Source organism: Actinomyces radicidentis (genome assembly GCF_001553565.1).
GTDB lineage: Bacteria > Actinomycetota > Actinomycetes > Actinomycetales > Actinomycetaceae > Actinomyces > Actinomyces radicidentis.
On the sequence record NZ_CP014228.1, the window covers coordinates 1492097 to 1518680 of the forward strand.

21 protein-coding genes and 1 pseudogene are annotated in these 26584 nt (G+C 73.9%); 16 read left to right on the forward strand and 6 right to left on the reverse strand.

Annotated elements, in window-relative coordinates; translation table 11 throughout:
• Positions 1–112 precede the first annotated feature (112 nt).
• A complete protein-coding gene (locus tag AXF14_RS06255) occupies positions 113–925 on the reverse strand; it encodes a class I SAM-dependent methyltransferase (RefSeq protein WP_067941749.1) in 813 nt (270 codons plus the stop codon).
• 118 nt (positions 926–1043) lie between these two features.
• Here AXF14_RS06255 and AXF14_RS06260 point away from each other — a divergent pair, with 118 nt between their 5' ends.
• The 15 genes from AXF14_RS06260 to purM all read left to right on the forward strand — a co-directional run bounded on the left by AXF14_RS06260 (position 1044) and on the right by purM (position 21680).
• On the forward strand, positions 1044–2402 hold the full coding sequence (locus AXF14_RS06260; RefSeq protein ID WP_084355403.1) for an NAD(P)-binding domain-containing protein: 1359 nt from the start codon (positions 1044–1046) through the stop codon (positions 2400–2402).
• 244 nt (positions 2403–2646) lie between these two features.
• Positions 2647–3084: a cupin domain-containing protein gene (locus AXF14_RS06265; protein WP_067941751.1), complete on the forward strand. Its 438-nt coding sequence runs from the start codon at positions 2647–2649 to the stop codon at positions 3082–3084.
• A gap of 329 nt (positions 3085–3413) precedes the next feature.
• A complete protein-coding gene (gene gdhA / locus AXF14_RS06270; RefSeq protein ID WP_067941754.1) occupies positions 3414–4751 on the forward strand; it encodes an NADP-specific glutamate dehydrogenase in 1338 nt (445 codons plus the stop codon).
• A gap of 248 nt (positions 4752–4999) precedes the next feature.
• Entirely contained in the window at positions 5000–7327 is a 2328-nt protein-coding gene (locus AXF14_RS06275; protein ID WP_067941756.1) for a 5'-nucleotidase C-terminal domain-containing protein, read from the forward strand.
• Positions 7328–7474: 147 nt separating this feature from the next.
• Positions 7475–7912, forward strand: a complete 438-nt coding sequence (locus tag AXF14_RS06280; protein ID WP_067944136.1) for a sterol carrier family protein — start codon at positions 7475–7477, stop codon at positions 7910–7912.
• Between the two features lie 189 nt (positions 7913–8101).
• The gene (locus AXF14_RS06285; protein ID WP_067941758.1) at positions 8102–8872 is read left to right on the forward strand and encodes a DeoR/GlpR family DNA-binding transcription regulator; all 771 of its coding nucleotides are present in this window, start codon (positions 8102–8104) and stop codon (positions 8870–8872) included.
• Positions 8869–9882 (forward strand): 1-phosphofructokinase family hexose kinase, encoded by a 1014-nt coding sequence (locus AXF14_RS06290; RefSeq protein ID WP_067941760.1) that lies wholly within the window; start codon positions 8869–8871, stop codon positions 9880–9882. Before AXF14_RS06285 ends, AXF14_RS06290 begins: the two co-directional genes overlap by 4 nt.
• A 75-nt stretch (positions 9883–9957) precedes the next feature.
• Entirely contained in the window at positions 9958–12087 is a 2130-nt protein-coding gene (locus tag AXF14_RS06295) for a PTS fructose transporter subunit IIABC (protein ID WP_067941762.1), read from the forward strand.
• Between the two features lie 152 nt (positions 12088–12239).
• Positions 12240–13943, forward strand: coding sequence for an RNB domain-containing ribonuclease (locus AXF14_RS06300; RefSeq protein WP_067941764.1), 1704 nt, complete (start codon positions 12240–12242; stop codon positions 13941–13943).
• A 137-nt stretch (positions 13944–14080) separates the two neighbouring features.
• A complete protein-coding gene (locus tag AXF14_RS06305; RefSeq protein WP_236756086.1) occupies positions 14081–14764 on the forward strand; it encodes a FadR/GntR family transcriptional regulator in 684 nt (227 codons plus the stop codon).
• 62 nt (positions 14765–14826) lie between these two features.
• Positions 14827–16251 carry a four-carbon acid sugar kinase family protein gene (locus tag AXF14_RS06310; protein WP_067941768.1) on the forward strand — a complete coding sequence of 475 codons (1425 nt, stop codon included), beginning with the start codon at positions 14827–14829 and terminating at the stop codon, positions 16249–16251.
• Between the two features lie 76 nt (positions 16252–16327).
• Complete coding sequence (locus tag AXF14_RS06315) at positions 16328–17215, forward strand: NAD(P)-dependent oxidoreductase (protein ID WP_067941770.1); 888 nt, start codon at positions 16328–16330, stop codon at positions 17213–17215.
• A gap of 5 nt (positions 17216–17220) precedes the next feature.
• Positions 17221–18591: a GntP family transporter gene (locus tag AXF14_RS06320; RefSeq protein WP_067941772.1), complete on the forward strand. Its 1371-nt coding sequence runs from the start codon at positions 17221–17223 to the stop codon at positions 18589–18591.
• A gap of 132 nt (positions 18592–18723) precedes the next feature.
• Positions 18724–20544, forward strand: coding sequence for an amidophosphoribosyltransferase (gene purF / locus AXF14_RS06325; protein WP_084355405.1), 1821 nt, complete (start codon positions 18724–18726; stop codon positions 20542–20544).
• Positions 20541–21680 (forward strand): phosphoribosylformylglycinamidine cyclo-ligase, encoded by a 1140-nt coding sequence (purM, locus tag AXF14_RS06330; protein WP_067941774.1) that lies wholly within the window; start codon positions 20541–20543, stop codon positions 21678–21680. Before purF ends, purM begins: the two co-directional genes overlap by 4 nt.
• A gap of 75 nt (positions 21681–21755) precedes the next feature.
• On the opposite strand, the gene AXF14_RS06335 is transcribed toward purM, so the two are convergent.
• The 4 genes from AXF14_RS06335 to AXF14_RS06350 form a co-directional block, all read right to left on the reverse strand.
• Positions 21756–21977: a DUF3073 domain-containing protein gene (locus AXF14_RS06335; protein ID WP_067941776.1), complete on the reverse strand. Its 222-nt coding sequence runs from the start codon at positions 21975–21977 to the stop codon at positions 21756–21758.
• Positions 21978–22202: 225 nt separating this feature from the next.
• Positions 22203–22607 (reverse strand): DUF3618 domain-containing protein, encoded by a 405-nt coding sequence (locus AXF14_RS06340; RefSeq protein WP_067941778.1) that lies wholly within the window; start codon positions 22605–22607, stop codon positions 22203–22205.
• Positions 22604–23332, reverse strand: a complete 729-nt coding sequence (locus AXF14_RS06345; RefSeq protein ID WP_067941780.1) for a DUF3618 domain-containing protein — start codon at positions 23330–23332, stop codon at positions 22604–22606. The genes AXF14_RS06340 and AXF14_RS06345 overlap by 4 nt, the downstream gene beginning before the upstream one ends.
• Positions 23329–23862, reverse strand: a complete 534-nt coding sequence (locus tag AXF14_RS06350) for a phage holin family protein (RefSeq protein WP_067941782.1) — start codon at positions 23860–23862, stop codon at positions 23329–23331. The genes AXF14_RS06345 and AXF14_RS06350 overlap by 4 nt, the downstream gene beginning before the upstream one ends.
• Positions 23863–24399: 537 nt before the next feature.
• On the opposite strand from AXF14_RS06350, the pseudogene AXF14_RS13225 reads away from it, so the two are divergent.
• A pseudogene (locus AXF14_RS13225) lies at positions 24400–25616 on the forward strand (IS110 family RNA-guided transposase).
• Between the two features lie 602 nt (positions 25617–26218).
• Here the strand turns inward: AXF14_RS13225 and AXF14_RS14135 are convergent.
• Positions 26219–26518 carry a hypothetical protein gene (locus AXF14_RS14135; protein WP_211260145.1) on the reverse strand — a complete coding sequence of 100 codons (300 nt, stop codon included), beginning with the start codon at positions 26516–26518 and terminating at the stop codon, positions 26219–26221.
• Between the last annotated feature and the right edge of the window lie 66 nt (positions 26519–26584).

Here is a 26584-nt window from a genome sequence, read left to right on the forward strand (position 1 = left end):
CGCTCAGCTCTCGCGCTGCGGATGGTCGGTCCGCGCGTCGAGCGGGGGCGGACGCTCACGGCACGCGGGACCGGGTGGGCTCTCGCGGCCGTCGGCGCCCCGCGCGCGCCGCTCAGACGCGGACGAGCACCTCGCCGTGCACGACGACGAACCAGCCGTCCGGGTCCTCGCTCCAGGCGCGCCAGTCGGCCGCCATCGCCTCGAGGTCGGCGTGACTCGCCGCGCCGGCCGCCTCCGCCTGCGGGCCGAAGGAGGACAGGCAGCGCTGCGCCCAGGTCCCTCCCCACCAGCGACGCAGCTCATCCGTCGCGTAGCACCAGGTCGACGCCGAGCAGGTGACCGAGCCGGCGCCGCCGTCGAGACCGGCCTCGCGGCACCAGGCCAGCAGACGCGATCCGGCGTCGGGCTCCCCGCCGTTCGACCGGGCCGTGCTCATGTAGACGTCCCGCCAGGCGTCCATCCCGGGGCGCTGAGGGAACCACGTCATCGCCGAGTACACCGCGTCGCGCGCTGCCACGATCCCGCCCGGCCGCGCCACCCGCGCCATCTCGCGCAGCGCCTGGACCGGGTCGGCGACGTGCTGGAGCACCTGGTGGGCGTGGACGACGTCGAAGGAGCCGTCCTCGAAGGGCAGGGCGTGCACGTCCCCCGTCACGAGCCCGACGGCGTCGGAGAGCCCGCGGGCCTCGAGCGTCCCGGCGGCCGCCTTGAGGGCCGCGGGCGCCCCGTCCAGCCCGATGACGCGCCCGGGCGCCACGGCCTGCGCGAGGTCCGCGGTGATCGTCGCCGGCCCGCAGCCGACGTCGAGCAGGCTCATCCCCGCCCGCAGGCGGGGGAGGAGGTAGGCCGCCGAGTCCGCGGCGGTGCGGTGGGCGTGGTTCGCGAGGACGGCGGCGGTGTGGCCGTGGGTGTAACGGGCGGGCATGGGGACGACGCTAGGGCGCCCTCCCGCGCGGTGCGGCCGGGAACCGCCGAGCGAGAACGGCTAGCCTCACAACCACGGGCCGGCACGGAGCCTCCGGCATCCGTGGTTGCATGAACCTGTGAGCGGAAGACACGCGACCGAGCACCCCCTCCCCGGTCAGTCCCCTGAGGAGCCCCTCGGCGTCGTCGTCATCGGCGCCGGCCAGGCGGGACTCTCCGCCGCCGGGGAGCTCGTGCGCCGCGGTGCTGTCGTCGGCGAGGACCTCCTCGTCCTCGACGCCGAGGACGGCCCAGGTGGGGCCTGGCGGCACCGCTGGGACTCCCTCACCATCGGCAAGGCGCACCGGATCGCCGACCTGCCGCGCTTCCCCGCCGGCGACATGGACGAGTCGCGGCCGAGCAACGCCGTCGTCCCCGAGTACTACGGCCGCTACGAGGTCGACCGAGAGCTCCAGGTCCTGCGCCCCGTGCGCGTTACCGCCGTCCGCTCCACCGGCGTCCCCGCCGAGCGGCTGAGACTGGACGACGCCTCCCGCCGTCGGGACGCGACGGAGGAGGGAACCGGCGCCCCGGGCGTCCCCCGCGACACGCTCCTCCTCGTCGAGGCCGAGACCCCCGAGGGCCGCTGCGCCTGGTGGACCCGGATGGTCGTCTCCGCCGCCGGCACCTGGCGCCACCCCTACGTGCCGCACGTGCCGGGCATCGAGACCTTCGCCGGCCGGCAGCTCCACACCGCGACCTACCGCGACCCCGAGGACCTCGCCGGGCAACGCCTCCTCGTCGTCGGCGGCGGTCTCTCCGCGGTTCAGATGATCCTCGAGATCACCCCCGTCACCGCCTCCGTCGTCTGGGCCACCCGTCGGCCGCCGAACTTCACCTTCACCGCCTTCGACGAGATCTGGGGCGCCGAGGTCGAGGCCGCCGTCAACGCGCGAACCGCCGCCGGCGCCCGCCCGGTCAGCGTCGTGCGCACGACCGGCATTCCGATGCTCCCGGCCTACCTCGACGGCGTCGAGCGCGGTCTCCTCGTCAGCCGCGGCATGTTCGACCGGGTCCGGCCCGACGGCGTCCGCTTCTCCCCGTCCGTCACCAGCCAGGACCCCGCCGGCCTCGGCCCCTCCGCGCAGCGGGGGAGCGGACTCGTCGTCCCCGCCTCCTGGCGTCCCTACGAGCGGGAGACCTGGGTGGAGGCGGAGACGATCTTCTGGAACACGGGCTTCCGCGCCGCCCTCGAGCACCTCGCCCCGCTGCGACTGCGCGAGCGGGCCGACGACGCCGTTCCGGGCGGCGCGGCGCGCGACGGCCGGGGTGGCCGCGACTCGGGCATCCGCACGGACGGGCGCACCGGCGTCGTCAAGGACCCCCGCGTCCTCCTCGTCGGCTACGGCTCCTCCGCCTCGACCCTCGGGGCGACCCGCGCCGGAGCGGAGGCCGCGCGCCGCGCCGCCAAGCGCCTCGGGATCCTCAGGCGGCGCTGACCGGCTGCGCCGTGGTCGGTTCTCGCACTTTTCGGGCGCCCGCCGAGTGGCGGAGGCCCTCGACTGCCCGTCATCCCGCCGATCCCGGCCCGGCGTCGGGTGGTTCGCGCTCTGAGGGTGCGGGGACGGACCCCTCGCGGCGCGCCCGCACCTCGAGGGGAGCCCTCGCGGTGCCTGGCTGCCGCATCGCCGCCGCGCCTACGCTCGGTCCATCACCGGTTCGCCACCACGTGAGGAGCCACGCATGACCGCCACCACCGACGAGTCCGTCTTCGCCGCCGAGAACGTCTTCGGCAAGGGCGATCCGAACACCGCCTTCGCCCAGTACTTCATCGGCAACAGCTTCCTCAAGAACCTCGTCGAGGACGACCAGTGCGTCGTCGGCGTCCACAACGTCACCTTCGAGCCCGGCTGCCGCAACAACTGGCACATCCACCACGCCACCTCGGGCGGCGGACAGGTCCTCATCTGCACCGCCGGCTCGGGCTGGTACCAGGAGGACGGCAAGGAGGCCGTGAGTCTTGAGCCCGGAACCGTCGTCTACACCCGCGCCGGCGTCAAGCACTGGCACGGCGCCAAGGCCGACTCCTGGTTCAGCCACGTCGCGCTCGCGGTCCCCGGTGAGGACATCTCGAACGAGTGGCTCGAGCCCGTCGACGACGAGCACCACTCGGCGCTCTGACGCCGGAGGACGCAGGGCTCTGACGTCGGAGGACGCAGGGCTCTGACGTCGGAGGACGCAGGGCTCTGACGTCGGAGGACGCAGGGCTCTGACGCCGGAGGACGCAGGGCTCTGACGCCGGAGGACGCAGGGCTCTGAGCGTCCTCGGGCGCCGACGCCATCCAAGCGACCTCCGACGGCCGTCTCCCCGCACAGGGGAGGCGGCCGTCGGCATGCGCACGCCTCCCAAGGTCCGATCCTCGACCGCGAATCGTCCGAACCCTGGGATGACTGGCATGATGGTCCGTGCGGCGGGGCGCCCGGCTCCGCGCGGACCACGAAGGAGCCCCATGCAGGACGTCATCGAGAAGGTCTACGGGCAGGTCGTCGCCCGCAACCGCGGCGAGGAGGAGTTCCACCAGGCCGTGCGCGAGGTCCTCGACTCGCTGCGCCCCGTCCTCGACAAGCACCCCCACTATGCCGATGACGCCCTCCTCGAGCGGATCGTCGAGCCCGAGCGTCAGATCATGTTCCGCGTCCCGTGGATGGACGACGCCGGCGAGGTCCACGTCAACCGCGGCTTCCGCATCGAGTTCAACTCCGCCCTCGGCCCCTACAAGGGCGGTCTGCGCTTCCACCCCAGCGTCAACGCCGGCATCATCAAGTTCCTCGGCTTCGAGCAGATCTTCAAGAACGCCCTGACCAACCAGGCGATCGGCGGCGGCAAGGGCGGCTCCGACTTCGACCCCCACGGCCGCTCCGACGCCGAGGTCATGCGCTTCTGCCAGTCCTTCATGACCGAGCTCTCCCGCCACATCGGCCCGGACACGGACGTCCCCGCCGGTGACATCGGCGTCGGCGGCCGCGAGATCGGCTACATGTTCGGCCAGTACAAGCGCCTCACCAACCGTTACGACGCCGGCGTACTCACCGGGAAGGGCCTGGGATGGGGCGGCTCCCTCATCCGCACCGAAGCCACCGGCTACGGCACCGTCCTCTTCGCCCAGTCCATGCTCGCCACCAAGGGGAAGGACCTCGACGGCAAGCGCGTCGCCGTCTCCGGCTCCGGCAACGTCGCGATCTACGCGATCGAGAAGCTCCAGCAGCTCGGCGCCACGCCGATCACCGTCTCGGACTCCTCCGGCTGGGTCCTCGACGAGGACGGCATCGACCTCGAGCTCCTCAAGCAGGTCAAGGAGGTCGAGCGCGGACGCGTCTCCGACTACGTCTCGCGCAAGAAGGGCGCCGAGCTCCGCACGGAGGGGCGGCCCTGGTCCGTGCCCGTCGACGTCGCCCTGCCCTGCGCCACCCAGAACGAGCTCGGGGCCGACGACGCCCGCGACCTCCTGCGGAACGGTGCGAGCGTCGTCGCCGAGGGCGCCAACATGCCCTCGACCCCGGAGGCCATCGAGGCCTTCCAGGAGGCGAGCATCCTCTACGCGCCCGGCAAGGCCTCCAACGCGGGCGGCGTCGCCACCTCCGCCCTGGAGATGGAGCAGAACGCCGGCCGCACCCGCTGGGACGCCGAGACCGCCGAGGCCCGCCTCACCGAGATCATGGCGGACATCCACGACTCCTGCATCGAGGCCGCCGAGACCTACGGGCGCCCGGGCGACTACGTGCTCGGCGCGAACGCCGCCGGGTTCACGCGTGTCGCCGACGCGATGATCGCGCACGGCGTCGTCTGACAGCTCCCGGCTCCTCACGTCGTCGGCCGTCTCCCCGCGGGAGACGGCCGACGACGTCTCCGGACGGGGCGAGGCAGTGGCCCCGGGCTCAGGCGAGCGGCGTCGAGCGCGGCCGTGGAGGGGGCGGGCGGCGCCGTCGGACGACTCCGCAACGACGGTGCGGTGAACAGTTCGGAAAAGGTGTCGATCGTGTCACGGCCCGGGCCTACCCTGACGTCGTCCCACCCCAGACCCCCATGAGGATCCCCATGACCCCCTCCCGCCCCGGCAGGACCGTCGCCGCGCCCGCCGTCGCCGCCACCGGCGACACCACGACGATCAACCTCCTCGGCATCACCGACCTGCACGGCCACATCGACCGCGTCGAGTCGAACGGAAAGGTCTCCGAGCCCGGCGCCGTCACCCTCGCCTGCGAGGTCGCAGCGGCCCGCAACGCCGACGCCTCCACCCTCCTCGTGTCCAACGGGGACAACGTCGGCGGCTCCGCCTACACCTCCTCGATCCTCGACGACGAGCCCACAATCAGCATTCTCAACGCCATCGGCCTCGACGTCACGAGCACCGGCAACCACGAGTTCGACCAGGGCATCACCGACCTCGCCGGCCGCATCATCCCCGAGCTCGACGCCCCGGTCCTCTCCGCCAACGTCACCGGCAGCTCCGTCCTCGACTCCGAGGGCGACGGCAACGGCACGTGGGTCAAGACCGTCAACGGCGTCAAGGTCGGCTTCGTCGGCGTCGTCACCGACGAGCTCCCCAGCCTCGTGTCCAAGTCGGCTCTGTCCGGCCTCACCGTCTCCCCGTCGATCGCCACCGCGAACGCCCGCGCCACCGAGCTCAAGGAGTCCGGGAAGGCCGACGTCGTCGTCGTCCTCGCCCACGAGGACGCCGACATCTACGGCAAGGAGCTCAACGGGGACGTCGACGCCGTGTTCGGCGGTCACACCCACGTCCCCTACGCCCAGACGATCACGGGTGACGACGGCAACGAGATCGCCGTCGTCCAGGCCGACCACTACGGCCTCAAGCTCGGCGAGATCTCGCTGACCCTCACGGAGAACGCGGACGGCACGAAGGACGTCACGGCGCGTACCGCGGAGAACAAGGACCTCACCACCTCCGACTGCACCACCGACGCCTACGGCGTGGCCGCCCTCGTCTCCCAGGCCGACGCCGACGCCGCCACCGAGGGCTCCAAGACGATCGCCACCCTCGCCACCGACTTCAACCGCGGCACGAACACCGGCTCCACGGACTCCTCCGACGCCGGCTCGAACCGCTCCACCGAGTCCACCGCCTCCAACCTCATCGCCGACTCCTTCCAGTCCTGGCTCGCCGGCGACATCAAGCCGACGGCCGACCACTACGTCGGCCTCATGAACCCGGGCGGCGTCCGCGCCGACTACGCGGCCGGTGAGCTCACCTCCGGCGAGGCCTACCAGGTCCAGCCCTTCGGCAACGAGATGGCCTACGCCACCTACACCGGCGCCCGGCTCAAGACCGTCCTCGCCGAGCAGTGGCAGCCGACGACGACGCGCGCCGCCCTCATGCTCGGCGTGTCCGGCAACGTCAAGGTCGTCGTCGACCAGACGGCCGCCGACGAGCTCGAGGGCTACTTCACGCAGATCTCGAGCGGCGCCGCCACCGCGGGCTCCCTCGCCGACGCGATCGCGGCCGCCCGCGCGAAGGTCATCTCCTCCGTCACCATCGACGGCGCGACCCTCGCGGACACCGATTCCGTCGCCATCGCCTCCAACACCTTCCTGCTTGCCGGCGGCGACAGCTTCACCGCCCTCGGCGACTCGTCGATGACCGACACCGGCCAGCTCGACCGCGACGTCACCTCCGCCTACCTCAAGGCCGAGCAGCCCCTCTCCGCGTCCTACGCGAAGCGCCAGACCGGCCTCACCTCCTCCACGGCCGACGGCACGACGACGGTCCGCCTCACCGGGCTCTCCTTCACGCCGACCGCCGAGCAGACCGCCGACGGCGCCGCCAGGTCCGTGACCGCCACGGTCCCGACGACGGGCGGCTCCACGACGACGCTCGCCACCGTCGACATCGACCGCACCGTCACCTCCGGCCGTCCGGAGACCGGCCAGGCCTCGCTCTCCTTCGCCGTCCCCGCGGACGCGGCCACTCACGCCTGCCCGGGCAGCTCCTCGAGCTCGTCCAACATCGAGCCCTGCGCCACTGTGACTCTCACGGTGATGAGCAACGCGGGCGAGGCGACCGGCACGTACACGGTCGAGGTCCCGGCCTACGACGCGGCCACCACCGACCCGACGCCCGCTCCGACGGCGGAGCCGAGCGCGGAGCCCACGGCCGAGCCCACGACGGAGCCCAGCGCGGAGCCCACCGCCCAGCCGACCACGACGGCTTCCGCCTCCCCGAGCGCGGCCCCGACCGCGACGCCCAGGCACCCGTCCACGGGTCACCACAAGGCACCGCACAAGGGGCACGGCAGCACCCGACCGGGTCACGGGCACAAGACCCCGAGGAGCCACGGCCCCTCCAGCCGCCGCAGCCCCTGGTTCGGCCCCGTGTGGCCGGGTCTCGGCCTCGGCCGCCACTGAGCGGCGCTGCGCGCTGGCCCCAGCCTCGCTGAGGCGGCGCATCTCGGAGCCCCGGCCCGTCGCACGACGGACCGGGGCTCCGGCGCACCCCGTGCGGCGCGCCCGGTTCCAGCGCCCGGCCCCAGGGCTGGGCGTACCGTGTCCGGCATGCCAGCACGCCGACGCATCGAGACCGCCGCGGGCGTCCACGCCCTGCGCCAGTGGGCCGAGACCCAGGACGTCGGCGCCCCCTCCGACGCCTCCGGTGAGGCGGGCGAGGGCGCGGTCGAGCGCGGGAGCGCGCCGACCTCCCTGGACCGTCGCACACTCGCGACCGCCGTCCGCTTCACCCTCGAGGAGCTCACCGCCTGCGCGCCCGGCCGTGCCGTCGAGGTCCGGGTCCCGCCGCACGGCGTCACCCAGGCCGTCTCGGGCACCGTCCACCGCCGCGGGACCCCGCCGAGCGTCGTCGAGACCGACGCCGCCACCTGGCTGGCCCTCGCCACCGGCCGCCTCGGCTGGGCCGAGGCGCTCGGCTCCGGCGCCCTCCACGCCTCCGGTGAGCGCTGCGACCTCTCGCCCTACCTCCCGCTCGTGCGCGCCTGAGCCCCGGTTCCGGACGTCCTCGGGTCGCCATCACGCACTGCATGTCCGTTCGGGCATCTATGACGCCCGAACGGCATCTGAATTGCCCCAACCTCTTCCGTCCGGGCGAGATCGGGCCTACTCTGGTGACCGAACGGACATGAGGGTGGTGTGACGGACGCACCACCGCAGCACCGGTGAGGAGGCCGCGTGAACGCCCAGCAACGCCAACGAGCCATCGTCGCCGCCGTCGAGCGCGACGGCCGCGCCGCCGTCACCGAGCTCGCCCGCCACCACGGCGTCACCGTCGAGACCATCCGCCGCGACCTCGCCGCCCTCGACCGCGCCGGCGCCCTGCGCAAGGTCCACGGCGGCGCCGTCCCCGCCCCCGCCCTCGCCACCCCGGAGACCGGCGTCATCGAGCGCGAGGCCTCCCGCTCCGCCGCCAAGGACCGCATCGCCGCCCGCGCCGTCGCCGCCCTCGACCTGCGACCCGGCGCCACGCTCCTCCTCGACGCCGGCACCACCACCGGCGCCCTCGCCCGCCGCCTCCCCGAGGGCCTCGGCCTCACCGTCATCACCGACTCCGTCCTCATCGCCGCCGGCCTCGCCGCCCGCACGGACCTCACCGTCCGCGTCCTGGGCGGCGTCGTCCGCGGCATCACCCAGGCAGCCGTCGGCCCCGAGGCCCTCAGCCTCCTCACCCTTCTGCGCGTGGACCTCGCCGTCCTGGGCACCAACGGCCTCACCGCCGAGCACGGCCTGTCGACACCCGACCCGGAGGAGGCGGCCGTCAAGACCGCCATGGTCCGCGCCGCCCGCCGCGTCCTCCTCCTCGCCGACGCCACCAAGATCGGTCAGGAGCACCTCGTCTCCTTCGCCGACACCGACGACGTCGACCTGCTCGTCACCGACGCCGCCCTCCCAGTCCCCCTCGCCAACCACCTGACCGACACCGGAACCGAGGTCCTCGTCGCATGATCCTCACGCTCACCCCCAACCCCTCGCTCGACCGCACCGTCACGCTGCCGGGCGCCCTCGTCCGCGGCGGCGTCAACCGCCTCAGCGGCGTCACCGTCGAGCCCGGCGGCAAGGGCGTCAACGTCGCACGCGTCCTCACCTCCGCGGGCGAGGCCGCCACCGCCGTCCTCCCCGCCGCCGAGCACGACCCCCTCGTCCGAGCCCTCGAGGCGGTCAACGCCGAGCGGCTCACCGTCCTGCCCGTCGCCGTGGCCGGGGCCGCCCGCATCAACACGGCCGTCACCGAGCCCGATGGCACCACCACCAAGCTCAACGAGCCGGGCGCCGGGCTCAGCGAGGCCGAGGTCGCCGCCGTCGAGGACGCCCTCGTCGAGGCGGCCGCGGCGGCCATCGCCGGCAGCACCGACCCCGCCCACCACGACTGGGCCGTCCTGTCCGGCTCCCTCCCGCCGGGCGCCCCCGCCGACTGGTACGTCCGCCTCGTCACCCGCCTGCGCGCCGCCGTCCCCGGCCTGCGCCTCGCCGTCGACACCTCCGACGCGCCCCTCGCGTCCCTCGCCGCCCACCTGCCCGACGCCGCCCCCGACCTCATCAAGCCCAACGGCGAGGAGCTCGGCCAGCTCGCCGGCCTGCCCGCTGAGCGCGCCATGGCCCTCGAGGACGGCGCGGTGCGAGGCGAGCTCGGGCCCGTCGTCGAGGCGGCCCGCGTCCTCGTCGACCTCGGCATCGGCGCTGTCATGGCGACCCTCGGCCCCGCCGGAGCCGTCCTCGTCACCCGCGACGGCGCCTGGCACGCCACCGCGCCCGACGTCCCCGTCATCTCGACCGTCGGCGCGGGGGACTCCTCCGTCGCCGGCTACGTCCTCGCCGACGTCCGCGGCGGCGACGAGGAGAACCGCCTCGCCACCGCCATGGCCTACGGCTCCGCCGCCGCCGGCCTGCCCGGCACCACCCTGCCCACCACGGAGGACCTGCCCGCGCAGGCCTCCGTCGTCACCCGGCTCGCCTGAGCCCCCGCCGCCCCAGCGGCGGTCCTCCCCGAACCAGCAACGACGCACACCCCCACCGGACCGCAAGGAAGCACCATGTCCACACCAGCTGCGGCGAGCACGCCGCTCATCATCCCCGAGCTCGTCCGCCTCGACGCCGAGCCCGGCGTCGACAAGAAGGACGTCATCGAGTACCTCGCGCAGGTCGTCGCCGACGCCGGACGCGCCGACACCCCCGAGGGCCTCGCCAGCGACGCCCTCGCCCGCGAGGAGACCTCCCCGACCGGCATCCCCGGCGGCATCGCCATCCCGCACTGCCGCAGCCCCCACGTCCTGGAGGCCTCCCTCGGCTTCGCCCGACTCTCCCGGCCCGTCAGCTTCGGGGCGGCCGACGAGCGGGACGCCGACCTCGTCTTCATGATCGCCGCGCCCTCGGGCGCCGACGACCTCCACCTCCAGCTCCTCGCCAAGCTCGCTCGCGGCCTCATGCGCAGCGACTTCACCGACGCCCTGCGCCAGGCGGACAGCGCCGAGGAGGTGGTCCGCCTCGTCACGAGCCAGGTCCAGCCCGAGCTCCTCGACGACGGCGACACCGCCGACACCGCACCCGCCGCCGCGGCCGGCTCCGTTGCCGCCCCTGCCGCCGCGGCGACCACCGCCGCTCCGAGCGGCTCGGCCGGCAGTGACCGCCTCATCGTCGCCGTCACCTCCTGCCCCACTGGCATCGCCCACACCTTCATGGCCGCCGAGGCCCTCGAGCAGGCCGGCAAGGAGCGCGGCGTCGAGGTCCACGCCGAGGGCCAGGGCTCCGGGCGGATCGACTGGCTCGACCCCGCCCTCATCGAGCGCGCCGACGCCGTCATCTTCGCCCACGACCTTCCCGTCAAGGACCGCTACCGCTTCGCCGGGAAGAAGATCGTCGACGTCGGCGTCAAGGCCGCCGTCAACGACGCCGGCTCCCTCGTCGACCGCGCCCTCGCCCTCGTCGACGACCCGAGCGCCCCCACCGTCCAGGCCGCCGCGGGCGCCTCCGAGGACGAGTCGGAGAAGAAGGACGAGCACTGGGCCCGCAGGCTCCAGCGCGCCGTCATGACCGGTGTCTCCTACATGATCCCCTTCGTCGCCGCGGGCGGCCTCCTCATCGCCCTCGGCTTCCTCTTCGGCGGCTACGACATCACCAAGACCGCCTCCACGATGGTCGTCGGGGACAGCGCCAACGGCGTCGCCGCCGCCTCCCTCTGGCACCTGCCGGACCTGTCCGACGCCGCCTACGCCGCGCCCAACGCCCTGCTGCACTCCTCCTTCTGCGCCTACCTCGGCGCCGTCCTCTACCTGCTCGGCTCCACCGGCATGGGCCTGCTCGTCCCGGCGCTCGCCGGCTACGTCGCCTTCGGGCTCGCCGGCCGGCCCGGCATCGCCCCCGGATTCATCATGGGCCTCGTGAGCGTCGCCGTCGGCGCCGGCTTCATCGGCGGCCTCATCGGCGGCATCCTCGCCGGCTACCTCGCCGCCTGGCTCGCCGGGCTCAACGCCCCCAGGTGGCTGCGCGGCCTCATGCCCGTCGTCATCATCCCGCTCGTCACGACCCTCGTCGTCGGCGCCCTCATGTACATGTTCCTCGGCAAGCCGCTCGCCGCCCTCATGGACGGCCTCAACAACGGCCTGACCTCTATGGCGGACAACGGTGCCGGGGTCCTCCTCGGCATCGTCCTCGGCCTCATGATGTGCTTCGACCTCGGCGGCCCCGTCAACAAGGCGGCCTACCTCTTCGCCACCGCCGGCCTCGCCTCCGCGACCACCGCCTCCTACGAGATCATGGCCGCCGGCATGGTCCCGCCGCTCGCCCTCGCGCTCGCCACGACGCTGCGCCCGGAGCTCTTCACCGCGGCGGAGAAGGAGAACGGGCGCGCCTCCTGGCTGCTCGGCGCCTCCTTCATCTCCGAGGGCGCCATCCCCTTCGCGGCCGCGGACCCGGCCCGCATCATCCCGCCCGCCATGGTCGGCGGCGCCGTCACCGGTGCCCTCACGATGGCGATGCACGTGGGCTCCCGCGCCCCGCACGGCGGCATCTTCGTCCTCTTCGCGATCGACGGGAAGCTCTGGTTCGTCCTCGCGATCGTCATCGGCGCGCTCATCTCCTGCGCCCTCACCCTGCTCCTCAAGCGGATCGGCGCGAGCAGGAAGGCGGCCTCCGCCGCCGAGGCGCCCGCCGTCGCCGCCGCCTGAGCGGGAGCGCTCCGCCCACCCACTCTCGTGGCCTGAGCGCCGTCACCGCCGTCGGGCGGGTCCCGGACCACCGGGGCCCGCCCGACGGCGCGCTCCAGCGGGCCCGTACCCTCCTGCCCGCGGGCGCGGGACCACCCGGGTAGGTTCGTGGCATGGCACGCACGCGTCTCACCACGTACACCGCCCCGCCCGCTGACGTCCTCGCCGCCCTCGACGCGCTGCGCGCCGACGCGGACGTCCCCGCCGAGTTCCCGCCCGAGGCCCTCGCCGAGGCGGAGGACGCCGCGCGCGCCTGGGAGGCCGGCGGACCCGAGCGCTACCTCGCGAGCGGCCACGGCGACGGGATCCCGGTGCGCGACGCCCGCGACCTCGCCCTCGTCACGATCGACCCGCCGGGCTCCATGGACCTCGACCAGGCGGTCCTCCTCGAGCGCCTCGCCCCGACCGACGGCGCCGCCGCCGCGCAGCCCGAGGGGGCCGGGACCGGTGCGACCGGCGCGGAGGGCGCGGTCGTCCCCACGGCCGTCGCGTGCGGCAGCGCCTCCGGGCCCGCCGCCTACCGCGTCACCTACGCCATCGCCGACCTCGCCGCCTTCGTCACCCCGGGCGGCGCCCTCGACGTCGAGCTCTCCCGCCGAGGCGAGACCGTCTACGCCCCCGACCGCGCCACTCCTCTCCACCCCGAGGTCCTCTCCCACGGCGCCGCCTCCCTCCTGCCCGACCAGGACCGCCCCAGCTGCCTGTGGACGATCGAGCTCGACGCCACGGGGCGCGTCCTGGCCGCCGGGGTCGAGCGCGCCCTCGTCCGCTCCCGCGCCCGCCTCACCTACGCCCAGGTCCAGGAGGCCCTCGACGCCGGCGCGGGCGCTCAGGAGGGAGCCGCCGGCCCTCTTCCCGGGGCAGTTCCCGTCGTCCTGCCCGAGCTCCTCCGCGAGATCGGGACGCTGCGGGAGGAGCGCGAGGTCGCCCGCGGAGGCGTCTCCCTCGAGAGCCCCGAGCAGGAGATCGAGCCGACCGGCGAGACCGGGCCCGACGGCGCCCCCGCCGGCTACCGCCTCGTCTTCCGCGCCGCCCTGCCGGTCGAGCAGTGGAACGCCCAGGTCTCCCTGCTCACCGGGATCTGCGCCGCCCGGACCATGGTCGCCGCCGGTATCGGGATCCTGCGCACCATGCCGCCCGCCGGAGCCAAGGACTACGCCCGCCTGCGCAGGGTCGCCCGGGCCCTGCACGTCGAGTGGCCCGACGCGATGGGCTACCCCGAGCTCGTCCGCACCCTCGACCCGGCGCTGCCCACCCACGCGGCCTTCATCGACCAGGCCCTCAGCCTCTTCCGCGGCGCCGGCTACCTCGCCTTCGGCGTCGGCGGCGTCCCCGTCCCCGTCGACGACGACGAGGCCGATACATCCGAGGCCGTGCACTCGGCCATCGCCTCCCGCTACGCGCACGTGACCGCGCCGCTGCGCCGCCTCGTCGACCGCTACGGCGAGGAGGTGTGCGTCGCCGCCTGCGCCGGTGCGCCGGTCCCGGAGTGGGCGCGCGCCGCCCTGCCGGGGCTGCCCGGGGTCATGGCGAGCACCGGGCAGCGGGCCCGCGCGGTCGGCCGTGGCGCCGTCGCCGCCCTGGAGGCGCTCGTCCTGCGCGGCCACGAGGGCGAGGACTTCGAGGGCGTCATCACCTCCGCCAAGGAGGGCAGGGACGGGGCGCCCCGGCGCGGCGAGGTCATGATCGCGGAGCCCGCCGTCGTCGGCACCGTCACGGCGCGGGCCGACGAGTTGCGCGTGGGGGAGCGGGTCCGGGTGCGTCTCGAGGCCGTCGACGTCGCCGAGGGCCGCATCGACTTCGTCCTGCCCGCCTGAGCCACGGGGTCGGCGGGGCCCTCAGGCCACCGGGCGCGCCGGGCTCCCCGGCAACCGCCTCGCAGCACCCCCTTGCCTCGTGTGAGGCGGAGCACTACCCTGACACAAGTCATCAGAGGACTTCTCAAGGGGGAGTGGTGAGCCGGGTCGAGGAGGTCGTCCAGTCCGTCCTGGACCGCGTCGTCGCGGGGGAGTACCCCGCCGGCGCCGCGCTGCCGCCCGAGGCCGTCCTTGCCGAGGACCTCGACGTCTCCCGCCTCACCGTCCGCGAGGCCGTCAAGGTCCTCGAGGCCCGCGGCATCCTCCGCGCGCGGCAGGGCTCGGGCACCTACGTCGTGCCCTCCGGGAGCTGGACCGACCTCGCCGGCCTCGTCGGCCTCGCCCGCGTCGACGGCGACGAGCGCGAGCTGGTCCTCAGCCTCCTCGAGGTGCGTCGCATGCTCGAGGTCGGCTCCTCCGGGCTCGCCGCCGCGCGCCGCACCGACGCGGACCTCGCCGCGCTCGAGGACTCCGTCGAGCGGCTGCGCCGCGCCGACGCGGATGACGACGTCGAGGCGGCGGCCGAGGCCGACATGACCTTCCACGAGGTCATCATCCGGGCCGCGGGCAACCCCTTCATCGTGGCCACCTACGCCCCGCTGCGCGACGAGCTCGTCCGCGCCCGTCGCCGCACCAGCGCCTTCCGCGAGGTGCGCGAGCACGCCCTCGTCCAGCACGGGCGGATCCTCTTCGCCCTGCGAACCGGCTCCCCCGACGCCACGAAGGCGGCCATGCGCGCCCACATGGAGCAGACGAGCAACGACGTCCTCGCCTACTGGTAGAGCGCACGCCGCTCCCAAGACATCAGAGCAATAGTCCGTCGAAATCGCAAAGGAGCGGCATCATGATCACCCTCGCCGAGCTCACGCACGGGATCCCCGACGGGCCCCGGGTCCCCACGCAGGAGGTGGCGGCGGGCCTCGACCGCGCCCTCATCGTCCTCGACGACGACCCCACCGGCACCCAGTCCGTCGCCGACCTCCCCGTCGTCACCGGCTGGACGGTAGAGGACCTCGAGTGGGCCCTCGGCACCGGCGCCCCCGCCGTCTACGTCATGACCAACTCGCGCTCCCTCGAGCCCGACGACGCCCGCCGCGTCAACACCGAGGTCGTCACCAACGCCCTCGAGGCCTCCCGGCGCACCGGCCGGACCGTCGCCTTCGTCTCCCGCTCCGACTCCACGCTGCGCGGCCACTACCCGCTCGAGCCCGACACCATCTCCGACCTCATGGAGACCCAGGGACGGGCCGTCGACGGCTACGTCCTCTCACCCGCCTTCGCCGACGCCGGCCGCGTCACCGTCCACGGCGTCCACTACGCCGGCAACGACACCACCGGCTACGTCCCCGTCGGGGAGACCGAGTTCGCGCGCGACGAGACCTTCGGATACCGGGCCTCCGCCCTCGCCGAGTGGGTCGAGGAGAAGACCGCCGGCGCCGTGCCCGCCTCCTCCGTCATCACCATCGACCTCACGACCCTGCGCACCGACGAGGACGCCGTCGTCGGGCTCCTCCGCTCTGCCCACGACCGCACCCCCGTCGCCGTCGACTGCGTCGAGGAGAACGACCTGCTCCTCCTCGCCCGCGCGCTCCAGCGGGCCGAGGCCCTCGGCTCCACCTTCGTCTACCGCGTCGGCCCGCCCTTCGTCCGCGCCCGCATCGGTCAGGCCCCCCACGCTCCGCTCACCGCCGCCGAGTCCCAGCCCGGCGCCGCCGCACCGGACTCCGACGCCGTCGGCGGCCTCGTCGTCGTCGGCTCGCACGTCGGCCTCACCGGCCGGCAGGTGGACGCCCTGCGCGGGGCCACCGCCACCCCCGAGATCGAGCTCGACGTGCCCACCGTGCTCGACCCCGAGCGCCGCGACGCCCACGTCGCCGACGTCGCCACCCGCGCCGCCGACGCCCTCCTCACGGGCAACGTCGTCATCCGCCGCGGCGGCGCCTTCGTCGCAGGCAAGGACGCCGACGAGTCCCTCGACTTCGCCCGCCGCGTCTCGGCCGCCGTCGTCGAGACCGTCCAGCGCGTCGTCGCCGCCCGCTGCCCCCGCTTCGTCATCGCCAAGGGCGGCATCACCTCCTCCGACGTCGCCAGCCGCGGCCTCGGCATGAGCCGCGCCGCCGTCCGCGGTCCCATGCTGCCCGGCATCGTGTCGCTGTGGGAGCCGCAGGACGGCCCCGCCGCCGGGGTCCCCTACATCGTCTTCGCCGGCAACGTCGGCGGCGACTCCTCGCTCGCCGAGGTGGTCCTCAAGCTCAACGAGACCGCCTGACCCCTCCGGCGACGACGCCGGGTGTCGCCGCCGGCCCCTCCTCGTCCCCCGCTCCCACCGATCAAAGGAGATCACCATGACACAGTCAGTCGCCGTCCTCGGTCTGGGCGCCATGGGCCTGCCCATGGCCACCCACCTCGCCGACACCTTCACCGTCACCGGCTTCGACATCGCCGAGGAGCGCCTCGCCCTCGCCCGCGACGCCGGCGTCCTCACCGCCTCCGGCGCGTCCGAGGCGGCCTCCGGCGCCGACGTCGTCCTCGTCGCCGTCCGCAACCTGCCCCAGCTCGACAGCCTCCTCTTCGGGGACGAGGGGATCGCCGCCGCCATGAGGGCCGGCTCGATCGTCCTGCTCACCTCGACCGTGGGCGGCCACGGCGTCAAGGAGGTCGCCGCCCGCCTCGCCGAGTCCGGCCTCGGTCTCGTCGACGCCCCCGTCTCCGGCGGTCCCGTCCGCGCCGGCAAGGGCGACCTGCTCGTCGTCGTCGGCGCCGACGACGACGCCTGGGACGCCGCCCACGACGTCCTCGACGCCATGGCCTCCACCCTCGTCCGCGTGGGCTCCGAGCCCGGCTACGGGCAGGCGATGAAGACCGTCAACCAGCTCCTGTGCGGCGTCCACATCGCCGCCGCCGGTGAGGCACTCGCCCTCGCCCGAGCCCTCGGCCTCGACCCCGAGGCCGCGCTCGAGGCCCTCATGGCCGGCGCGGCCGAGTCCTTCATGCTCGGCGACCGCGGCCCCCGCATGCTCCAGGCCTACGGCGCCGACGGCGCCGAGGTCCGCTCCCGCCTCGACATCTTCGTCAAGGACATGGGCATCGTGACCGCCGCCGCCAAGGGCGTGGGCCTGTCCACCCCGGTGGCCGCCGCCGCCGAGCAGCTGTACCTCCAGGGCGCCCGCCGCGGCCTCGGCGCCGCGGACGACTCGACCGTCATCACGGTCGTCGCCCCGGACGGGGAGTGAGCGCGATGTCGACCACGGCCCTGCTGCTCCTCGCGCTCGCCGCGATCCTCGTCCTGCTCCTCCTCGTCATCAAGGCGAGGATGAGCGCCTTCGTCGCCATGCTGCTCGTCTCCATGGTGCTCGGCCTCGCCGCCCGGATCCCCGTCGGCGACGTCGTCCAGACCATGATCGACGGCATGGGCAAGACCCTCGGCTCCGTCGCCATGATCGTGGGCCTGGGCGCCATCCTCGGCCGCGTCATCGAGTCCGCCGGCGGCGCCGAGACGCTCGCCGACCGCTTCACCCGGATCCTCGGACGCCACCGGGTCGTCGCCGCGGTCACGGCCGCGTCCTTCGTCCTCGGCATCCCGATCTTCTTCGACGTCGGCTTCATCATCCTGGCCCCGATCGTCTTCGGCTTCGCCTACATCGCGAGGATCAACCCGCTCAAGATCGGGCTGCCCGTCGCCGCCACCCTCATGGCGCTCCACGTCGTCGTCCCGCCGCACCCGGGGCCGGTCGCCTCCGCCGCGACGGTCGGCGCCGACGTCGGCGTCCTCACCATGGTCGGTCTCCCCGTGTGCGCCGTCGTCGCCGTCGTCGCGTACGTCACGGCCAAGCGATTCAAGGTCGACTCGATCGTCCTGTCAGGCAGCCCGCTCGGGAACCCCCAGGAGAGCGCCGAGTCCTCCTACCAGCCCGGCGGCGTCATCGCCCGCCCGCACGCCACCGGCCCCGGCACCGTCATCTTCCTCATCGTCGAGCCGATCGCCCAGATCATGCTCGGCACCGTCGGGCAGATGATGACGACGGAGGGGACGACGGCCTACTCCGTCCTCTCCTTCCTCGGCTCCTCGACCACCGCGCTGCTCACGGCGGTCCTGCTCGCCTACTTCATCGTCGGACACCAGCAGCGATGGACCCTGGCCGAGCGCGGCCAGGTCCTCGACTCCGCGCTCCCCGACGTCGCCACGGTCGTCTTCGTCACCGGCGCAGGCGGCGTCTTCGCCGGGGTCCTCGTGGCCAGCGGCATCGGCGACGCCCTGTCCGGCGTGCTCGTCGAGCTCCACATGCCGATCATCGTCTCGGCCTTCGTCATCTCCCTGGCCCTGCGCGCGGCCCAGGGGTCGGCGACGGTCGCGATCCTCACGACCGGTGGCCTCCTCGTGGACTCCATCGCCTCGGGCGGGTACTCCTCCCTCCAGATCGTCCTCATCCAGATGGCGATCGGCTTCGGGGCGCTCGGCCTCTCCCACATCACCGACTCCGGCTTCTGGATCGTCACGAAGTACATGGGCCTGTCCGTCAAGGACGGCCTCAAGACCTGGACGGTCCTGTCCACGGTCGCCGGCCTCGTCGGCTTCGTCCTCACCCTCGGCCTCTGGGCCCTCGCCTGAGGCCCCTCCGGTGGCCGTCCGGACGACCGGCCACCGGTCGACCTCGATCCGGCTCCACCACCCGCGGCGTCCCGGCAACCGCCCTCCGGTTGCCGGGGCGCCGCGCTCGGCGCCCTGTGGGATGATGCGAGCGTGAGATCAGGAGACGCCTCCCAGACCACCGCTCCCACCCCCGCCGACCGCCGGTCCCTGCCCGGCGACGTCGAGCCCCCCGTCCAGGAGGAGTGCGGCGTCTTCGGCGTCTGGGCCCCCGGCGAGGAGGTCTCCCGCCTCGTCTACTTCGGCCTGACGGCGCTCCAGCACCGCGGCCAGGAGGCCGCCGGCATCGCGACGACGGACGGCTCCAACATCCTCGTCTACAAGGACCTCGGCCTCGTCTCCCAGGTCTTCGACGACCGCAGCCTCTCCGCACTCACCGGGCACATGGCCGTCGGGCACGTCCGCTACGCGACCACCGGCGCCACCACGTGGGAGAACGCCCAGCCGATGCTCGGCCCCGTCGCCGGCTCGACCCTCGCACTCACCCACAACGGCAACCTCACCAACACCCGCCAGCTCATGGAGGCCGTCCGCGCCACCAGCGGCGAGGACCTCACCGGGGAGCTCGGCCGAGGCTCCTCCACGGACACAGCCGTCATCGCCGCCGTCATGAACCTCGTCTCCGAGCGCGGCGGCCTCGACGGCGAGCCCCCGGTCGCCGAGGACGACGCCGACACCGAGCTCTACGAGCCCCTCGACGAGGACGAGGCCGCCGCCACCGCGCCCTTCACGATCGCCCAGGCCGCCCGCCGCGTCCTGCCGCTCCTGCGCGGCGCCTACTCGCTCGTCTTCATGAACGAGCAGACCCTCTACGCCGCCCGCGACCCGCACGGCATGCACCCGCTCGTCCTGGGTCGCCTCGAGCGCGGCTGGGTCGTCGCCTCCGAGACCGCCGCCCTCGACATCGTCGGCGCCACCCACGTCCGCGACATCGAGCCCGGCGAGCTCATCGAGATCGACGCCGACGGCGTCCGCTCCACCCGCTTCGCACGGCCGCGCCGTTCCGGCTGCGTCTTCGAGTACGTCTACTTCGCCCGGCCGGACTCCAAGATCGCCGGCCGCTCCGTCATCGCCGCCCGCAACGCCATGGGAGCCGCCCTGGCCCGCGAGCACCCCGTCGACGCCGACCTCGTCATCGCGACCCCCGAGTCGGGCACCCCGGCCGCCATCGGCTACGCCCAGGAGTCCGGCATCCCCTACGGGCAGGGCCTGTTCAAGAACGCCTACGTGGGCCGCACCTTCATCCAGCCCACCCAGACCCTGCGCCAGCTCGGCATCCGCCTCAAGCTCAACCCGGTCCGCGAGGTCATCGAGGGCAAGCGCCTCATCGTCGTCGACGACTCCATCGTCCGAGGGAACACGCAGCGCGCCCTGGTCAAGATGCTCCGCGAGGCCGGCGTCGCCGAGGTCCACATCCGCATCTCCTCCCCGCCCGTCATGTGGCCCTGCTACTACGGCATCGACTTCGCCACCCGCGCCGAGCTCATCGCCACGGGCATGAGCATCGACGAGATCCGCGAGTCCGTCGGCGCTGACACCCTCGGCTACCTCTCCGTGGACGGCATGGTCGAGGCCTCCGGTCAGAGCACCGACTCCCTGTGCATGGCCTGCTTCACCGGTGCCTACCCGATGAAGCCCCCCGTGGAGGGCGTCCCGATCGGCACCCTGCCGATCTCCCGCGTCCCCAGCGTCTACCGCCGCCGCCACGACTCCGCCGGCGCGCCCGTGGCCGTCGCCGCGACGGGCGAGCCGCTCCGGGCGCCCGCCGTCGTCAGCTCCCTGCCAGCCAGCGCCACGACGCCCGACGGCGCGCCCCGCTTCACCATCCCGCCCTTCGGCGGGCGCCGCGCCGCCGCCCCGGCGGCCCCGGCCGACCAGCAGCCCCAGACCCCTGACGAAGGAACCGCCCGATGAGCCAGACCCCCGCCCCCGAGGGCATCACCTACGCCTCCGCCGGCGTCGACACCGCCGCCGGTGACCGCGCCGTCGAGCTCATGAAGGCCTCCGTCGCCGCGACGATGACCCCCGCGGTCGTGGGCGGCGTGGGCGGCTTCGCCGGCCTCGTCGACGTCTCCGACCTGCGCTCCTACCGCCGTCCCCTGCTCGCCACCTCTACCGACGGCGTCGGCACGAAGGTCGCCGTCGCGCAGGCCCTCGACGTCCACGACACGATCGGCCAGGACCTCGTCGGCATGGTCGTCGACGACATCGTCGTCGTGGGCGCACGCCCGCTCCTCATGACGGACTACATCGCCTGCGGGCACGTCGTCCCCGAGCGCGTCGCCGACATCGTGCGCGGCGTCGCCAACGCCTGCGCCGCCGTCGGCACTCCCCTCCTCGGCGGCGAGACCGCCGAGCACCCCGGCCTCATGGGCCCGGACGACTACGATGTCGCGGGCGCCGCCACCGGCGTCGTCGAGGCCGACCGCGTCCTCGGCGCGGAGAAGGTCCGCGACGGCGACGTCCTCATCGCCATGGGCTCCTCCGGCCTCCACTCCAACGGCTACTCCCTCGTCCGCCGCGTCATCGAGCACGCCGGCTGGGGCCTGGAGCGCCACGTCGACGAGCTCGGCCGCACCGTGGGGGAGGAGCTCCTCGAGCCCACGCGCCTCTACACCCGCGTCTGCCTCGCCATGCTCGACGCCCTGTCCACCGACGCCGCGCCCTCCCCGATCCACGCCCTCTCGCACGTCACCGGAGGGGGACTGGCCGCGAACCTCGCGCGCGTCCTTCCCGCCGGGCTCGTCGCCGACGTCGACCGCTCCAGCTGGCTGGTCCCGCCCGTCTTCGACATGGTCCGCCGTCTCGGCGAGGTCCCGTGGGACGACCTCGAGGGCACCCTCAACCTCGGCGTCGGCATGATCGCCGTCGTCGACCCCGAGGTCGCCGACGCCGTCCTCCACCTCGCCGGCGGATCGGGCATGCCCGCCTGGGTCCTGGGCGCCGTCCACGACGCCGCCTCGTACCAGAGCGTCGGCCGCGTCGTCTCCGGGACCAAGGGCGTCGACGGCGGCAGCGTCGACGTCTACGGCGAGTACCGCACCGCCTGAGCTCGCGCCCTCCCGACGCACGGCGAGGGGCCGGCAGCCGCGTGGCTGCCAGCCCCTCGCTCGTTGCGATCGGTGTCAGGCTCGGGAGGCGGAGTCGCCGTCCTCCCAGTCATCGTCCTCGTCGTCGACGTTGTACTTGGAGGCCAGCTCCTCGTAGTCGATCTCGTCGTCAGCCTCGGCGCTGGACGACGCGCTGACGAGCTCGCGCTCGAGCGCCGCGTAGTCGGTCTCCGGGCTGAAGTACTTGAGCTTACGGGCGACCTTGGTCGCCTTGGCCTTCTGACGGCCGCGCCCCATAGGCTCGACCCCCTCCAACAATCTCTGGGCGCGCACGTGGGCGCGCATCACTTGGGCAAATGTGTCGTGGGGCAACCGTACATCGCTGCCGTGCGCTCGCACCATTCGGTGCGCTCCCGCGCCGCGTGCGTCTCGCCACGCCGCGCCGTCCCGGTCCGGGGCGGCACGAGAACGGCGGCGGCGCACCCGCTGGGGGAGCGCCGCCGCCGTCGACGTGCGGTCCGGTCAGTCCCGGCCGCGCGAGGAGATGAGACCGCCCAGGACGAGGGCCGCGACCGCGGCGCCCGCCGTCACGGCGACGGCGCGCATCGACTCCGGGTCGCCCTCCTGGGCGTCCCGCACCGTGCGGCGCGCCCGCTCCGAGAGCCCGCGGGCGCGCTCCCGCAGCGCGTCGTAGGTGCTCGGGTCCTGGGCCCGGGAGCTCAGGTCCGCGGCTCGACGCCGCAGGTCCTCCGCCGTCGAGCCGAGGCGGTCCGCGACCTGCGCCCCGGCCTCACGGGCCTGGGTGCGCGGGTCGACGCGGGCGGCGAGCTCGTCGACGCTGTTGGCGAGCTCCTCGCGCTGACGCACGAGGCGCTCCTCGAGCTCGGCGGCGGTCAGGCGCTCGCCGTCGGCGGCCGAGGCGCTCACGAGCGCAGGGCCTTGACGAGGGCCGTGACCGACAGGCCGGCGAGGCCGAGGGCTGCGCCGGTGACGATCGCGAGGGACTGCGGGTCGCCGTCGCGGGCGTCGTCGAAGAGGCGGGACGCGCGGTCTCCGGCGGCCTGGAGGGCCTCGGCGGGAGCGGAGGAGCCCTTGACCTCGGGGTCCTTGAGGGCGCCGTAGCCGACCGGCTCAGCCTCGCCGTCGACGAGACGCGTGGTGGCGGTCAGCGAGCCGTCGGCGACGGGCTCGTCCTTGGACAGGCGGGCGCGCGCGGCGTCGGCCGTCTCGGAGGCCTTCGCCTTGGCCTCATCCGCCTTGGTGCGGGCCTGGGCGGAGAGCTCCTCCGCCTTGAGACGCGCGTCCATGGAGACCGAGTCCGCCTTCGTGCGGGCCTGGTTGCTCAGCTCCTCGGCCTTGTCACGGGCGTCGGAGGCGAGCTCGGAGGCGCGGCCCGTCAGCTCGGCGAAGCGGGTCCGGGCCTTGTCCTGGGCGTCGGCGACGGCCGAGCGCACCTGGGACTTCGCGGCGGAGACGACCTCGTTGGCGGCCGTGCGCGTCGCGTCCTTGGCCTGCACCTTGAGGGCGTCGGGAGCGAGACGCTCGCCGAGCTGCTCGAGGTCGCCGGCGAGGCGACGACGGCGGGCTAGGAGATCCGCCTCGATGGCGGCCGGGGTACCGGAGGGGGCCACGCCCTTCTTCTCGTCGCTCACTTCTCGCTCCCCTTCTCGATACCGGACTTGATGGCGACCTTGGCGGTCTGGATGTCGTGCTTGAGACCCTCCTGCGGGGCGGGCACGTCCTTGAGCCCCGCCTGCAGACGGGACTTGCCGATGAGGGCGAGGATCCCGCACACGACGAGGATGACGAGCGCGACGATGAGCTTGGCGAGCCACGGGGCGACGACGTTCGCGAGCCCGGAGGCCGCGGAGCCGAAGAGGAAGCCCAGCGCGTACAGGGCGAGGACGCCTGCGGCGGCGAGGAGGCCGGCGCCGAGGCCCGCCTTCTTGCCCATCTCCTGGGCCTTGGCCTTCGCCAGGGCGATCTCGCCCGAGACGAGGCCGGAGACGTTCTCCGAGATGCGGGCGACGAGCTCGCCCAGGGTCGGCTGCGTGCCTCGGGCACGAGCCGCGCGGGCGGCGGCGGGGACGTCCTCGCCGCGTGCGGGGTAGGGGCCCTCGGCGCCGGGCAGACCGGAGGGCTGCTCGGGGTCGAACGAGGGAGTGCTCGGTTGCTGGGTCATGGGGACCGACCTTCTAGAGACGATGCGCGGGACGAAGGTCCGTGCGCTTCTTTTCAGGACCCAGAATCTCATAACTCACGTCACAGTGCGTCCTCTGAGCAGCGGCTTCGCCCGCCGCGCACGGGCTTGCGGCTCCTCCTGCGGTCCCTGTGCATCCGTGCGACGGCGGGGATCGCCCGCCGTCGCACGGACCGTGATCGAATAGTGATCATCTGGCCGTCGCCCGCCGTTCATCCTCCGGCGCCACCCTCGACCCGACACCCCGCCCCCCTGCGCGTCCCCGTTACCTTGTTGGTGGTCGCCGGCGAAGAGATACCGGTGGCTGGGCCAGCGGTGGTCGGCATGATGTCTTGCCCCTGTCTACTCAATGATCCGGGGGGTGTTGTCACCGACCATCCGCTCGGCTGATCGGTGACCGCTGATCAGGGGAACGACCCGAAGACTCTTCGAGGTCTAACGCACACGTGGGTGCGGGGCCGACCAGCCCAACGGGCGCTGGCCCCGCACCGCTGCGAGACGAAGGACGGGACCCCAGGGATGGAGACCTCCAGCATCGACGTGTTCATCGGCATCGACGTGGGCAAGTCCGACCACTGGGCCACCGCCCTGACCCGGGACGGTGAGCGCCTGTTCGACAAGGCCCTGCCTAACGACGAGACCCGCCTACGCGACCTCTACGAGCGCCTTGGCGAGCGCGGTCGGGTGCTGGTGGTCGTGGACCAGGTGCGCCACCATCGGAGCCCTGGCCGTCGCCGTGGCCCAGGACATGTCCCTGGCGGTGGGCTACCTGCCGGGTCTGTCGATGCGCAGGATCGCGGACCTGACGCCCGGCAACGCCAAGACCGACGCGAGAGACGCCGCGGTCATCGCCGAGGCGGCCCGCACCATGCCCCACACCCTGCGAGCCCTGGACGCATCTGATGAGGAGGCGGCGGCCCTGTCGATGCTCACCGGCTCCAGGCCTGGACCTGGCCCGTCAGGTAAACCAGACCTCCAACCGCATCCGAGGCCCGTGTGCACCCAGACCTCGCCCCGCCCTGGAGAAGATCCTGGGCCCATGGCTCGAGCACGACGCCGTCCTTGAGGTCATCGCCACCTGGCCCACCCCCACCGCCCTGCGCAAGGCCGGGCGGGCGCGCGTGGACGCCAAGCTCAAGGCCCACGGCGCCCGCCGCCACACCACCTGGGCCAGCGCCATCATCGACGCACTAGACGCACAGTCCGTGGTGGTGGTCGGCACCGACGCCGCCGGCGTCGTACTGCCTCACCTGGCGCGTCAGCTCATCGCCCTGCACGCCCAGCGCCGCGACGTCGCAGCGAAGGTTGAGGCCCTGGTGGAGGCCCACCCTCATGTGCCAGGTCCTGACCACCCGTGCCCGGTATCGGGGTCCCGGCCGCCGCTGTGCTGCGTCGCCGAGACCCTCGGACGTTCCTTCGACTCCGGGGCGCACCTGGCCTCCTATGCGGGCCTGACCCCGGTGACGCGGCGTTCGGGGTCCTCGATCCGCGGCGAGTACACCTCCCACGCGGGCAACAAGAGACTCAAGCGAGCCATGTTCCGCTCCGCCTTCGCCTCACTGCGCTCCGACCCGGTCAGCCGCGCCTACTACGACCGCAAAATCGCCCAAGGCAAGCGCCACAACCAGGCCCTCATCGCCCTGGCCCACCGACGCATCCTCACCCTGCACGCCATGATCCGAGACGGCGCCCTCTACGACCCCCAACCAGCCCACCAGCTCCCCACCGCCGCTTGACACACCACATAGGGGCACCCCCCCGCCGTCGTCCGGCCGCCCGGCTGCCGACTCCACCACGCGGTCCGCGCCCGTCCCACCAGGAGAGACATGTCCCGCCACGTCCCAGGCGGTCGCGCGACCGCCGCCCTCGCCCTCACTGGGGGCCTCGCGCTGGCCCTGACCGGGCTCGCAGCCCCCGCGCCCGCCCACGCCGCCACCGACGGCTCCGGCCTCGTCATCTCCGAGGCCTACACGCGCGGAGGTTCCTCCGGCGCCGCCTACCAGCAGAAGTTCGTCGAGATCCTCAACCCCACGGGCTCCGACCTCAGCCTCGACGGCCTCTCCCTCCAGTACGTGCCCGCCCGTGGCGGCGCCGCCTCGGCCACCTGCGCCCTCACCGGCACCGTCGAGGCCGGCGGCACCCTCCTCGTCACCGGCGGCTCCAACGGCGGCAACGGAGCCGCCCTCACCGGGGACGAGGCCTGCGCCGCCCTCAACCCGGCCGCCGCCTCCGGCACCCTCGCCATCGTCCGCGGCACCACCGCCCACACCTTCCCCGCCGGGACCTCCACCGCGGACGCCGACGTGGTCGACCTCCTCGGGTGGGGAAGCGCCGGCTCCTACGAGGGCGCGGCCGCCACCGCCGCGACGAGCGCCGCGGAGTCGCTCCAGCGCGCCGCCGGCACCGACACGGACGACAACGCCGCCGACTTCACGGCGGGCGCCCCGACGCCCGTCGCCTCCGGCACCACCCCGGCCCCCGAGCCGACGTCGGAGCCCACCGCACAGCCGACCGCCCAGCCCACCACGGAGCCCACGGCCGCCCCGACGGCGAGCACCGTCAGCATCGCCGAGATCCAGGGAACCGGCGACACGACCCCGCTCTCCGGCCGGACCGTCACCACCCGCGGCGTCGTCACCGCCGTCTACGCCACCGGCGGGTTTTCGGGCTACTACATCCAGACCCCCGGCCGCGGCACCGCCAA